This is a genomic window from Anaerococcus obesiensis, assembly GCF_016599815.1.
In the GTDB taxonomy this organism is placed as follows: domain Bacteria; phylum Bacillota; class Clostridia; order Tissierellales; family Peptoniphilaceae; genus Anaerococcus; species Anaerococcus vaginalis.
Genome location: NZ_CP067016.1, coordinates 244171 through 256802, shown reverse-complemented (window position 1 = coordinate 256802; position 12632 = coordinate 244171). Strand labels below are relative to the sequence as shown.

The 12632-nt window shown below is 28.4% G+C and carries 10 protein-coding genes and 1 pseudogene; 6 read left to right on the top strand and 5 right to left on the bottom strand.

What is annotated here, in order from left to right:
• The first annotated feature begins 4 nt into the window (after window positions 1-4).
• The 3 genes and pseudogenes from thiW to thiE all read left to right on the top strand — a co-directional run.
• Window positions 5-544 carry an energy coupling factor transporter S component ThiW gene (gene thiW / locus I6H46_RS01295; protein WP_200225975.1) on the top strand — a complete coding sequence of 180 codons (540 nt, stop codon included), beginning with the start codon at window positions 5-7 and terminating at the stop codon, window positions 542-544.
• Window positions 519-1340 carry a hydroxyethylthiazole kinase gene (gene thiM, locus I6H46_RS01290; RefSeq protein WP_019118514.1) on the top strand — a complete coding sequence of 274 codons (822 nt, stop codon included), beginning with the start codon at window positions 519-521 and terminating at the stop codon, window positions 1338-1340. Before thiW ends, thiM begins: the two co-directional genes overlap by 26 nt.
• Window positions 1337-1939 (top strand): annotated as a pseudogene (thiE, locus tag I6H46_RS01285) (thiamine phosphate synthase); the annotation flags it as partial. The gene thiM and the pseudogene thiE, both read left to right, overlap by 4 nt.
• A 178-nt stretch (window positions 1940-2117) precedes the next feature.
• Here thiE and I6H46_RS01280 read toward each other — a convergent pair.
• From I6H46_RS01280 to I6H46_RS01270, 3 genes are all read right to left on the bottom strand, one after another.
• Complete coding sequence (locus I6H46_RS01280; protein WP_019118513.1) at window positions 2118-2633, bottom strand: hypothetical protein; 516 nt, start codon at window positions 2631-2633, stop codon at window positions 2118-2120.
• A 66-nt stretch (window positions 2634-2699) separates the two neighbouring features.
• Window positions 2700-3434 carry an amino acid ABC transporter ATP-binding protein gene (locus I6H46_RS01275; protein WP_019118512.1) on the bottom strand — a complete coding sequence of 245 codons (735 nt, stop codon included), beginning with the start codon at window positions 3432-3434 and terminating at the stop codon, window positions 2700-2702.
• Window positions 3427-4989: an ABC transporter substrate-binding protein/permease gene (locus I6H46_RS01270; RefSeq protein ID WP_019118511.1), complete on the bottom strand. Its 1563-nt coding sequence runs from the start codon at window positions 4987-4989 to the stop codon at window positions 3427-3429. The genes I6H46_RS01275 and I6H46_RS01270 overlap by 8 nt, the downstream gene beginning before the upstream one ends.
• Before the next feature lie 565 nt (window positions 4990-5554).
• Between I6H46_RS01270 and I6H46_RS01265 the strand changes: the two genes are divergently transcribed.
• Together I6H46_RS01265 and I6H46_RS01260 are read left to right on the top strand one after the other, a co-directional pair.
• Window positions 5555-6343 carry an Mrp/NBP35 family ATP-binding protein gene (locus tag I6H46_RS01265; RefSeq protein ID WP_019118510.1) on the top strand — a complete coding sequence of 263 codons (789 nt, stop codon included), beginning with the start codon at window positions 5555-5557 and terminating at the stop codon, window positions 6341-6343.
• A gap of 9 nt (window positions 6344-6352) precedes the next feature.
• Window positions 6353-7333 (top strand): DUF1002 domain-containing protein, encoded by a 981-nt coding sequence (locus I6H46_RS01260; RefSeq protein ID WP_019118509.1) that lies wholly within the window; start codon window positions 6353-6355, stop codon window positions 7331-7333.
• Between the two features lie 152 nt (window positions 7334-7485).
• Here I6H46_RS01260 and I6H46_RS01255 read toward each other — a convergent pair whose 3' ends face one another.
• On the bottom strand, window positions 7486-8757 hold the full coding sequence (locus tag I6H46_RS01255) for a Glu/Leu/Phe/Val family dehydrogenase (RefSeq protein WP_019118508.1): 1272 nt from the start codon (window positions 8755-8757) through the stop codon (window positions 7486-7488).
• Between the two features lie 112 nt (window positions 8758-8869).
• Window positions 8870-9922, bottom strand: coding sequence for a C40 family peptidase (locus I6H46_RS01250; RefSeq protein WP_200225973.1), 1053 nt, complete (start codon window positions 9920-9922; stop codon window positions 8870-8872).
• Between the two features lie 206 nt (window positions 9923-10128).
• Here I6H46_RS01250 and I6H46_RS01245 point away from each other — a divergent pair, with 206 nt between their 5' ends.
• The gene (locus tag I6H46_RS01245; protein ID WP_019118506.1) at window positions 10129-12192 is read left to right on the top strand and encodes a glutamine synthetase III; all 2064 of its coding nucleotides are present in this window, start codon (window positions 10129-10131) and stop codon (window positions 12190-12192) included.
• Window positions 12193-12632 lie beyond the last annotated feature (440 nt).

Genomic DNA, 12632 nt, shown 5'->3' with positions numbered 1-12632 from the left:
GATTATGAAAAAAAATAATTCTTTGCTTATTATGCTAACTCTTTGTATGTTTGTAACTATTGGAGTTGTTATTTCTCCAATTTTAAGATTTGAAGGTTTTGCTCCAACGGCTCATTTTGTAAATATTGTTTGCTCAGTTTTTTTGGGCCCTTGGTATTCACTATTAAATGGATTAATAACTGCATTTTTGAGAATGAGTTTTCTAGGAATTCCTCCTCTTGCCATAACTGGACAAATTTTTGGAGCTATGCTTTCTGGAATTTTTTATAGAAAATCGAAAGGAAATTTATTTGCAGCTGTAGTTGGGGAAATAATTGGAACAGGAATAATTGGAGCTATTGTTTCTTATCCAGTTATGAAATTATTTTATGGAACAGGCGATATAACTTGGTATTTTTACCTGCCTTCTTTTACAATTGCAACAATTATTGGAGGAAGTGTAGCTTATATTTTCTTAAAAACTTTGCAAAAATCTAAAGTTTTATATTCCATACAAAAAAAGCTTGGAGTAAATGTATATGAAAAATCTAAAAAAAATTCTTGAAAATAGAAAACTTGTTAGGGAAAAAATTCCATTAATTCACGCAATTACAAATCCAATTGCCATAAATATGGTGGCAAATTCGATTTTATTTCAAGGAGCCAAGGCAATTTGTGCCGAATGCGAAGATGAAATGGAAGAAATTGTAAAAATTTCTGATTCGCTTTCTATAAATCTTGGAAATATTACAAAGTCAAGATTAAAAGCAATGGAAATAGCGATGAAATTTGCAAATGAGAAAAATATTCCCGTAATAATGGATGTGGTTGGAGTTGGTGCAAGTAAAATTAGGCTTGATTTTGCAAAAAAATTACTAGAAAAATATAAATTTGAAGTCATTAAGGGAAATTCATCTGAAATTCTTTCTCTTTGTGGAGAAAACTCTCATGCCAAAGGCATAGATGCAGGAGATGAGGATAAGATTTCTTGTGAAAATATAAAATATTTTACAGAAATTTCTCAAAAACTTTCAAAAAAATACAAGACGGCAGTTTTGATTACAGGAAAAACTGATATATTATTAAAAGATGATAAGTATTTTTTGTTTGATAATGGTTGTGAAAATCTTTCAAAAATCACAGCCACAGGTTGTATGTTGACAGGCTTAATTTCTACATTTTTATCAGTTTCAAATCCAATTGAAGCGTCAATTTTGGCTCTTCTTATTTTGGAAATATCTGGAGAAATTTCTGATACAAAAAAGCCCTATAGTTTTTTTGTAAATTTGATGGATAATATATCAGAAATCAGCGATGAAGAAATTATAAAAAGAGCAAAAATAAAGGAGGGAAATTTGTGAAAAAATTATATTTGGTAACAAATTCAGATAAATATAATGAAGAAGAATTTTTAGAAAGAATTGAAGATGCCATAAAAGGTGGAGTCGATATTGTTCAATTGAGAGAAAAAGAAAAATCTGATATTGAAATTTTAAATTTAGGGAAAAAAGTAAAAAAAATTTGTGACAAATACGATATTCCTTTGTTAATTGATGATAAGGTTCATCTTGCTTGGGCTCTTGGCTGTGGCGTTCATGTTGGAAAAGATGATATGCCAATTGCACTTTGTAGAAAACTATTGGGAGAAAAAGCAATAATAGGAGCAACTGCAAAATCAGTAGAAGCTTCCAAAAAAGCAAAAAAAGATGGGGCAAATTATTTGGGAGTTGGGGCGATTTTTGAAACCAAAACTCACGTAAAAACCAAAAGAACATCAATAGAAACTTTGAAAAAAATAAAAGAAGAAGTGGACATAGACATTTATGCCATCGGTGGTTTAAATATTGAAAATGTAGAAATATTAAAAAATACAAAAGTCGATGGAATTTGCGTGGTAAGAGCAATAATGGATGCAGATGATGTTTATCAAACAAGCCCCAGTTTGAAAGAAAAATTCAAGAATTATAAAGTAAAAGTAATTTTAATCATAAAAAAATCCGTCAATACCCATTTAACCTTGCGGAGAGATCTCAAAGAAAGAGTGAAATTTAAAAATGAGTTTAACCAAAGAGATCTCTCTATTAAATAAATATATATAAGTTTTAATTTTAACCTTGAGACTTTTAAAATATAAAATCTTATTTTTTATTTACAAAATCAAGCAAAATATTATCTATAGATTCTATTTCTATATATTTAATTTCTCTAATGTCAATTTCAAATTCATCGTAAATTTGTCCGGAATTTATATCTACTGCGTCAACTATTGCAAAATCATCTTCTATATTTTTTACATAAGCACAAATTTGGTCAAAATAATCTAAGGATTTTCCTAAATTTATTATTTTTTTATTTTCCTTGGCGTATTTTACTATATCAAAAAAATCTGGAATACTTTTAAAAATTTCACCTATATTTTCGCCTGTCTTTTCTTCTTTAGTTGACTTCCAATATTCATTATAAATTTTTAATTTTTTCAAAAAATCAGATTTTTCATTTATTTTTACTAAATCTTTTGAAATCAAAGTGTAACCGTCAAATCTTCCTTGGTCGTCTAGGTTTTTTATCAAATAATTTTTTTCATTTTCATCTAGCAAAAATCCGTATGCAAATGATGAGCCATTATTTAAAATTTCTATTAATTTATTTTCCATAATTACCTCTTTTCATTTCCATTATACTAAAAATATACAAAATAAAAAGCAGGAAAAATCCTGCTTTTATCCCATATATCTTTTTAAGAAATCTTTTGTTCTTTGATTTTTTGGATTTGTGAAAATTTCTTCTGGAGATCCTTCTTCTAAAATTATTCCTTCATTCATAAACAAAACTCTTGTAGAAACTTCTCTTGCAAAATCCATTTCGTGGGTTACTACTATCATTGTGATTCCTTTTTTGGCAAGTTTTGTCATAACTTCCAAAACTTCTCCAACCATTTCTGGATCAAGGGCACTTGTTGGTTCATCGAAAAGTAAAACTTCTGGATCCATACAAAGGGCTCTTGCTATGGCAACTCTTTGTTTTTGTCCACCAGAAATTTGTGATGGCTTTGCGTTTATATATTGGTCCATGCCTACTAATTGTAGGAATTTTTTTGCTTTTTCTTCTGCATCCCTTTTTGAAATTTTTAAAACTTTTTCTTGGCTTAGGGTACAGTTTTGTAGGACAGTTTTATTTTCAAACAAATTAAAATTTTGAAAAACCATGCCGACTTTTGTTCTGTAGGCTCTTAGGTCAAATTTTTTGTCTAAAATATTTTCATTTTTGTACAAAATTTCTCCACTTGTTGGTTCTTCTAATAGATTTAAACATCTTAAAAGGGTAGATTTTCCTGAGCCTGATGAGCCGATTATTGTAACTACTTCTCCTTTTTGAACTTCCATATTTATATCTTTTAAAACTAAATTTTGTCCGAATTTTTTTTCTAGATTATTTACTTTTATTATATTAGGCATGAATTCCTCCTGTTACAGATCCAAGCACAAATTCTTTGTTGGTAAATTTCTTTTCAATTAACAAGATAATTCTTGTTGTTATGAAAGTTAAAATGAAATATATTATTGCAGTTATCAAATATGTTTGGAATATTTGGTAGGTTGAACCTGCTATTGATTTTGATACAAAGAATAATTCTGTTACGCTTATTACGTTTAATACTGATGTATCTTTTATATTTACGACAAATTCGTTTGCAATTGCTGGCAAAATTGATTTTATTGTTTGTGGAATTACAACATTAAACATTGTTTGTGAATGTGTCATTCCAAGTGCCTTACAAGCTTCGAATTGTCCTTCATCAACTGAATTTATTCCGCCTCTTACAACTTCTGCTAAGTAAGCTCCAGTATTAATTGAAACTATTATAAAGGCTGCAAGCATGGTTGACATATCGATTGATAAAAATTGTTTTGCACCATAAAATATTAGGATTGCTTGAACCATCATTGGAGTTCCCCTAAATATTTCTATGTAGCAAACCAAGATAAAGTTTACAATTTTTTGTAAAATATAGGCGAAAATATTTTTATTTTTATCTACTTTTATTTTTCTAATAACTGCAACTATAAGTCCAATTACAAATCCTATCAAGGTTGAAATAATTGAAATGAAAAGTGTTGAGAAAATTCCGTTTATAAATAGGGAAGAATATTCGCTCCAAATAGCTTTCATTTGTCCAAAAAATGAAAGTTGTTCGCCATCATCTTCTGATAATTTTACCATTTCATTCATTATTTTATCTTGATCTTTGACATTCATTTGAGATAAAATGTCGTTTATTTGATCTTTCATTGGGGAATTTTTTCTAAGACCTACGGCAATTGATGTATCGTCTGTTTCAGTTTTAAATCCTTTGCCTTTTTCAAATTCTACATAAGTTAAATCTTCATTTGCAGAAACGGCTGACATTGCTCCAGGTTTTTCTGAAACATATCCATCAATATTTCCAGCTTTTGTTGCAGAAATCATTGATGGGAAAGATTCCATTGCAGCTTGCTTATTAACTCCATCAATTTGATCAAGTACTGTGTAATGGAAAGTATTTAATTGTCCAGTAATTTTTGCATCTTTAAAATCAGCTATAGATTTTGCCTTTGCAAAAGAAGAATCTTTTTTCAAAACTATAACCAAATCAGAAATATAATATGAATTTGTAAAGTCGATTTCTTTTCTTCTTTCAGCAGTAGGGCTCATACCAGCAATAATTGCATCAATTTTTCCACTTGTAAGAGCAGGTGGAAGACCGTCCCATTCGATTTTGTAAATTTCTAATTTTTTTCCAAGTTCATCAGCAATTTTTTTTGCAATTTGAACGTCATATCCATTTGCAAATTCTCCCTTAGAATTTTTGATTTCAACAGCTCCATTAGCATCATTAACTTGAGAGAAGTTAAAAGGAGCATAATTAACTTCCATTCCAACCTTAAATGTGTCCTCATCGGCGTGTGAAATTTCCATTGTAAAAACAAAAGTCAAAACAAAAGCCATAAGAAACTTTAATATTTTTTTCATTATTTCCTCCAAATTTTTTCCTTTTTTTTAGTCGTAACTTTTTTATGGATTAAATATAAAAAAAACGATCCGCATCCCAAGGGACGAAGACCGTGTTACCACCCAAATTTAATATTTTTTCACAAAAATATCCTTATAAAGTACAAAATATACTTTCAAAGGATCCAATAAGAAAGTACAAAATTATACCCCTTTGCTATAACGTGCAAAATACGATACCGAATCAAAATATCCTCGGTACAACTCTAAGTCTTTATTCACTAAGATTATAAGATCTTTTTTCAGCCTACAAAGATTCTCTGTGCATATAATTTATTAGCTACTCTTCTTTTCAAAGTTTTTATATTTAATCTTAGACTAATGATACATCCTCAAATTACATTTGTCAAATAAATATTTATATTTTTATTTGAAAATTTATAATTTTTTTGATTTTCGCTTTTAAAACTTTTTTATTACAAAATTATAAGATATTATTAGCTTGAAAAAATTGGGATAAATTATAAATAGAAAAATATAAAAAATACCATATAATATATTTGAAAAAATCTTAAAGGAGATAGAAATGACACAAAAGAAAATGAATTTCGATAAATTTATAATAAAACCCAAAGAAGGATCAAATATAAAAAAAACAATTGCTATAATGTCAGGCAAGGGAGGGGTTGGCAAATCTTCTGTAACAAGTATGCTTGCAGCAAAACTTTCTAAAGATGGAAATAAAGTTGCAATTTTGGATGCAGATATAACAGGCCCATCAATCCCACAAGCTTTTGGCATAAAAGAAAGTGTGAGAAGTCTTGAAGATGGAACTTTAATTGCACCAGAAAGCAAGAGCGGAATAAAAATTATGTCAATAAATTTAGTTTTACAAGACAAATCCGCTCCAGTTGTTTGGAGATCATCAATTGTAAATAATGTTTTAAAACAATTTTACACAGACGTTGATTGGGGCGAAATTGATTATCTATTAATTGATATGCCACCAGGAACAAGTGATATTCCTCTAACAGTTTTCCAATCCCTAAATATTGATGGGGCTATTGCAGTTACAACTCCTCAAGATTTGGTAGGAATGGTTGTAGAAAAATCATTAAATATGGCAAAAATGATGGGCAAAGAAATTCTTGGAATAGTTGAAAATATGTCTTATTTTAAGGCGAAAGATACAGGAAATATTTACAAAATATTTGGAGAAGGAAAAACCGACGAAATTGCTGAAAAATTTAAAATTGATACAGTAGCAAAACTTGCAATAAATCCAGAAATTACAAGTTTGATTGACCAAGGAAAAATTGAAGAAGTTGAAGAAAGTGATCTTGATAAATTAGTAGAAAAAATCGAAAAATTATAAGGAGATATTATGAAAAAAATATTTAAAAACAAAATGTTAAAGGCATTTGCTTTGGGATTAATTTTAATTATCCCACAAGTTGCAAAAGCAAGTGGAGAATTCGATTCACAAAAAGAAGCTTATATGTATGGAGCTGGCTTAAATCAAAATCAAATTCAAGAAGTAAAAAATAAATTGGGACTATCTGATGATATAAATAAATCAAGTGTAAATGGCGACGATTGCCAAAAATATTTAGGCTACAAAGCAGAAGATTATAATATGATTTCATCAGTTTCAGTAAAAAAACTTCCAAAGGGAAGTGGAATCAAGGTAGAAATTTTAACACCAGAAAATATAACATCAATTACTCAAAGCCAATACACAAACGCTGCAATAACATCAGGAATTACCGATGCAGAAATTAAAGTTGCAAGTCCAACAAAAGTTACAGGAGAATCTGCCCTTGTTGGAGTGTATAAGGCAATAGAGATGTATGGAGAAAAAGTTAATACACAAAGCACTCAAACTGCTCAAGAAGAGCTTGGAACATTAAAGAAAATAAGCGAAGAAAATGAAAATAAGGAATCTTTTGACAAAGACAAATTGGACCAAGCAGTTGCAGAAGTAAAACAAAATTTAAAAGATTACAAAGATAAAAATGGACAAACCGCTGATAGCGAGCAAATTCAAATTTTTATAAAAGATGCTTTGAACAATGTAAATATGGGAGATATTTTATCAAATAACAATATACAAATTTTAGTAAATTATTTTGAAAAATATCAAGAAAGCCCATCAATTGATAGCAAGGCAGTAGAAGAAAATCTTAAAAAATTTGCAGGAACTTTGACAGAAAAAGGAAAAAAATTCTACGAAGACAACAAAGAAGACATTGACAAAGTAGGAAATGATATAAAAGAATCAGGTCTTTGGGATAAAATAGTACAATTTTTCAAAGACTTATTTGCATCTTTTACAAATTCAAATGACGATAGTTCAAATAATTAAAAATTAAAAAAAATATCTTAAAATTAAATGGAGGAGAAATCTATTACGATTTCTCCTCCATTTTTGTGCAAAAAATTGTAATTTACAAACTAAGCATTTGCATATAATTTTATTTTTATTTTTCAAATTATTGGCTAATAAATGTAGATTTGTTAATACCAACCACGAAGCTCCATTGCTTCTGCAATTCTTTTGATTGCAAACATATAAGATGCTTCTCTTATATTTGTATTAAATTCTTCTTTAATTTCAAAAATTCCTTCAAGAGCTTTTAGCATATCTTTTTCTTGTTTTTCTTGAACTTCTTCTTTTGACCAATAATTTCCATATTGATTTTGAATCCATTCATAATATGAAACCAAAACTCCACCAGAATTTGCTAGGACATCTGGAATTACTTCTACATTTTTTTCTTTTAAAATAATATCAGCTTCTGGAGTTGTTGGGCCATTTGCACCTTCTGCAATTAATTTTACATCTAAATTTTTGGCGATTTTTTCAGTAATTATATTTTCTAAAGCTGCAGGAATTAAAATATCAAATTTTGTTTGCCAAAATTCTTCATCAGATATTTTTTTTGCCTTAGGATAGCCTACAAGAGTTTTATTTTCATCTCTATATTTTTGTAAAGATTCATAATCAAATCCATCTTCAGAATATAGGGCTGATCTTCCGCACTCTTCATTTTCATCTCTTATAGAAAGATATTTAACTTTAGCACCTTCTTCTACTAAATATTTTAAAGTAAAACTTCCAACATTTCCAAAACCTTGAAGACCAATTTCTGCATTTTTCAAATCAAGTCCAATTTTTTTGGATGCATATTTTGTTGTAATAACAACTCCATATCCTGTAGCTTCACTTCTACCCAAACTTCCACCAAGGATTAAAGGCTTGCCTGTAAAAGTTCCAAAATCTTCTTTGTCGCCATTTAATTTTGTATATTCGTCAATAAAATATGACATAATTTTTCCATTTGTATTTACATCAGGAGCTGGTATGTCTATTCTTTCTCCCAAATATTTGTACAAGCCTCTAACATATCCACGAGAAAGACTTTCAAGTTCTCTATCAGATAATTTTTTTGGGTCAACACATATTCCGCCCTTACCACCGCCGTAAGGAATTGCCAAAAGCCCTGCCTTTAAAGTCATCCAAGTTGAAAGAGCTTTTACTTCTTCTACATTTACACTTTGATGAAATCTTACTCCACCTTTTGAAGGACCTAGGGCATGGTTGTGAGCTGATCTATATCCTTTAAAAACTTTTAGAGAACCATCATCCATTTTTACTGGAATAGAAATTTCTATAAATCTTTGAGGCTGTTTTAAAATTTCATAAACTGCTGGATTTAAATTTAATTTTTCACACGCTTTTTTTATTTGTAATTGTGCAGATTCTAACGGATTTAATGTATCTGTCATTTTTAACTCCTTTATATTTACTAATTAATTTCTATAAAATTTAATCTTTTAAATAATTATAACATTATTTTTTTTCGCTTACAATAAAAAAATACGCCACAAAGGACGTATTTTAATCTTCAATTAATCTTTTTATAATTGTTGGATTTCCAATTCCTGATGTTATAATTCCACTTCTAGGATTTGCTGCATGAACAATTCCTCCTTGGCCATCGGCAATTGCAACGTGGGTAATATTTGAAAGGCTTGTTCCATAAAATACCAAATCTCCTGCTTTTTCTTCTCCAAGTTTTATAGTTTTTCCATAATCAGCTTGGCTTTGAGCAAAGTGAGGAAGACTAATTCCAAATTCTTTATAAACTTGTTGGGTAAATCCAGAACAATCAACTCCATTTGTAAGACTTGTGCCAGCCCAAACGTAAGGATTTCCAATAAATTTTGTTGCAAAATTATAGGCTTGTGATCCAATATCATCTCCTGAAACTGTGTAATAAATATATTCAACTTCTTCAGTTTTTTCTTCTGGCTCATCTACCACATAATTTCTAACAATTTCATTTTCTTTTGCCTTATCTTTTTGATCGATTGGATACAAACTCAAATTATTCCTATCAAGATAATCCATATATCTTTTTACAGAATCATATATTTTTTTGTATTTATCTTTTATTTTATTTAAATCTTTTTCATCTTTTTTTGATAAATCAAAATTATCAATTTTTGCAAAACCAATTTTGTCGCCTTTTTTGACCTTTACAAAATTTTTGTTAGAATCAAAATCTATTAAATCAATTTTTTCTTTCTTTTTAAAATTTGAAATTTCTTTTGATTTTTCGTCAGCTTTTTCATAAATTTTACCATTTTTAATTGCTTTCATATCATCTAAAATATGAAACCAACTTTTTACTACATATCCATCTTTTCCTTCAAAATTAATTTTTAACCAATTTCCATTTTCTTCTTTTATTTCATAAAAATCAGGATAATCTATTCCTCCTAATATTTTTGAATCGCTATCATCTGATTGTTTTTCTCTAACATTTACACCTTCTGCAAGGTCGTAATTTATTAAAATAGATTTCGCCTTAGAAGTATTTGTTGGTGCAAATAATTGAAAAGAAATAAGAGTGGATAATAATAAAATTATTTTTTTGTTTTTTCTCATTTTCCCATCCTCGAATTATTATAATTTCAACTACTATTAATTTATCATTATATTGATATAGTGTCAATTAATTAAATTTAATTTGCAAAATATTTATAAAGTAAAAAAATATTTTTTGCCAAAAATTATGCATTAAAAATTTAATATGTATTTTTTTATGATATAATTATTTAAACAAATTTTAAAATATCAAGAAAGGTAAAAATATGGATTTAAAAGAATTTGGAAATTTGGCTTTTGATAAAAAAACTATGAAAGAAAATGTCCCTTATCCTGTTTATTTAAAATGGAAAGAGGCTGCAAGAAATAATACAACTCTTGATAAAGAAACTGCTGATTCCATTGCTCATGCTATGAAAATTTGGGCGATTTCAAAAGGAGCAACTTCATATACTCATTGGTTTCAACCTTTAAATGGAAAAACTGCAAATAAAAAAACGGCGTTTTTAAATAGAGATGATAAACACAATCCAATCAATAGATTTTCTGGAAACGAATTAATAAAAGGAGAGCCAGACGCCTCATCATTTCCATCAGGTGGAATGAGATCGACTTTTGAGGCTCGTGGTTATACATATTGGGATTTGACTGCAAATTCTTTTATTGAAGATAAAGTTTTATATATTCCATCAGTTTTTGTTTCCTTTTATGGGGAAAAACTTGATAAAAAATTGCCTTTAATTGAATCAATGAATATCTTGAGCAAGTATGCAAGTCCAATTTGCAATATGTTTTTGAAAGATGAAAAAACTTATAGGGTAAAGGCGAAAGTTGGACTTGAACAAGAATTTTATTTAATCGATAAAGAATTTTATGATAAAAGAATAGATTTAGAATATTGTGGAATGAGTCTTGTTGGACGTGATTCTATGGTTGAAAAGGAAATAATTTCCCATTATCTTGGTGCAATTCCTCAAAGAGTAAATGATTTTTTTGAAGATGTGAACGAACAGTTATATAATTTGGGAATTTATATGGAGGCTGAGCATAATGAAGTTGGGCCAAACCAATTTGAAATTGCAATAATGTATGAAAATTGTAATATTTCCGTAGACAACAACCAATTATTGATGCATATTTTAGAAAAAACTGCCGTCAAACACAATCTTTATTGTCTATTAAAAGAAAAGCCTTTTAAAAATATGGCAGGAAGTGGAAAACACAATAATTATTCCCTTACAACAAATTATGGAAAAAATTGTTTTTCTCCAGGAGATGACCCAAAAAATAATTATTTATTTTTATTATTTTTATCAGCAATGATTAAAGTTTGTAATAAATACCAAAATTTAATAAGACTTTCTTCATCATCAGTTTCAAATGATTATAGACTTGGCGGAAATGAGGCACCACCTTCAATAATTTCTGTTTTTATCGGCGAAGATTTAGAAAATATTTTAAAATCAATAGCAAAAGACCAAGAGATAAAAGGAATAAATAATAAAGTTAAAATTCCACATCTTGGAGAAATCCAAACAGATTCATCAGACAGAAATAGAACATCTCCAGTTGCCTTTACAGGAAATAAATTTGAATTTAGGATGTTAGGCTCTTCAAAATCAGCCGCAGATTTAAATACAGTAATTAATCTTGCTATGGCAGAAGTTTTAAAAGATATAGGCAAAAGGCTTGAAGGAAAAAATGAAAAAGATTTAAAAGAAGAAGTCTATAAAATAGTCAAAGAAATCTACAAGGAAAATTCAAAAATTTTATTCCAAGGCGACGGATACTCAAAAGAATGGATAAAAGAAGCGGAAAAAAGAGGACTTATTAACCATAAAAGCTTCTTAGACGCCTTAGTCTATGCAAAGAAAAATTCATCATACGAAATATTTAAAGAAGAAAAAATATTTAGCCAAAAAGAAATAGATTCAATAATAAACGTAGAATTTGAAGAAATAATAAAATTTTGCCAACAAGAGCTTGAAATTTTATCAAATTTAATCTATCAAGAAATTCTTCCTTCAGCAATGAAAGAAATAAAAGAAATAAAATCCTATCTTGCCTTTTTAGAAAATGAAAAATTAGAAGAAAAGGCAAAAAGAATAAATGAAAATGTAAAAGTTTTATTAGAATTTGGAGAAGAAATAAAAGAAATTCTAAAAGATTTTGAAAAAATAAAAGAAATAGAAGAAAAAGCAATCTACATTCAAGAAAAAACCAGAAAAATCACAGAAGAAATAAGAGAAGTAGCAGATAATTTAGAAAAAGAAATTTCCAGAGAAAATTATTCAATGCCTAGATATGTGGATATGTTGAAATCTTTATAGATTTAAAAAAAATTTAGAAGCTTGAAAAAGCTTCTTTTTTTGTGATATACATTTATTTCTTTCATTAATAAAATAATTATTTTATAAAATTAATACTTCGTAATGTTAGGGCGGAGGAAATGGGGGAGTTTCGATTCTCCCCCTTTTTCCACGCTGACTTGCTTTTTAAATTTAAAAAAATCTTAAATCAAAATTCAATTTCAAATTAAAACTACGAATAAAGTCCGCGGTATAATTATTGAAATTGTACCACTGGCACAATTTCAAGCTAATTATATCCCTAAAACCCCCACCTTTTTGCCCCCCTGCAACCGACCATTGCATGGAGCTTTTTTTGTAAGAAGCTTCGCTTCTTTCAATTTTTTAAAAATAATTATAAATTCAAGTGAATTATTAGAGAAAAAATTGTTTGAACGTTAGTGAGTTAATTTTTTCTCTTT

What these genes read in the sequence shown, in the direction of transcription:
- thiW (WP_200225975.1), top strand. Translation starts at nt 5, where the DNA reads ATGAAAAAAAATAATTCTTTGCTTATTATGCTAACTCTTTGTATGTTT.
- thiM (WP_019118514.1), top strand. Translation starts at nt 519, where the DNA reads ATGAAAAATCTAAAAAAAATTCTTGAAAATAGAAAACTTGTTAGGGAA.
- I6H46_RS01280 (WP_019118513.1), bottom strand. Translation starts at nt 2,633, where the DNA reads ATGGAAAATAAATTAATAGAAATTTTAAATAATGGCTCATCATTTGCA.
- I6H46_RS01275 (WP_019118512.1), bottom strand. Translation starts at nt 3,434, where the DNA reads ATGCCTAATATAATAAAAGTAAATAATCTAGAAAAAAAATTCGGACAA.
- I6H46_RS01270 (WP_019118511.1), bottom strand. Translation starts at nt 4,989, where the DNA reads ATGAAAAAAATATTAAAGTTTCTTATGGCTTTTGTTTTGACTTTTGTT.
- I6H46_RS01265 (WP_019118510.1), top strand. Translation starts at nt 5,555, where the DNA reads ATGACACAAAAGAAAATGAATTTCGATAAATTTATAATAAAACCCAAA.
- I6H46_RS01260 (WP_019118509.1), top strand. Translation starts at nt 6,353, where the DNA reads ATGAAAAAAATATTTAAAAACAAAATGTTAAAGGCATTTGCTTTGGGA.
- I6H46_RS01255 (WP_019118508.1), bottom strand. Translation starts at nt 8,757, where the DNA reads ATGACAGATACATTAAATCCGTTAGAATCTGCACAATTACAAATAAAA.
- I6H46_RS01250 (WP_200225973.1), bottom strand. Translation starts at nt 9,922, where the DNA reads ATGAGAAAAAACAAAAAAATAATTTTATTATTATCCACTCTTATTTCT.
- I6H46_RS01245 (WP_019118506.1), top strand. Translation starts at nt 10,129, where the DNA reads ATGGATTTAAAAGAATTTGGAAATTTGGCTTTTGATAAAAAAACTATG.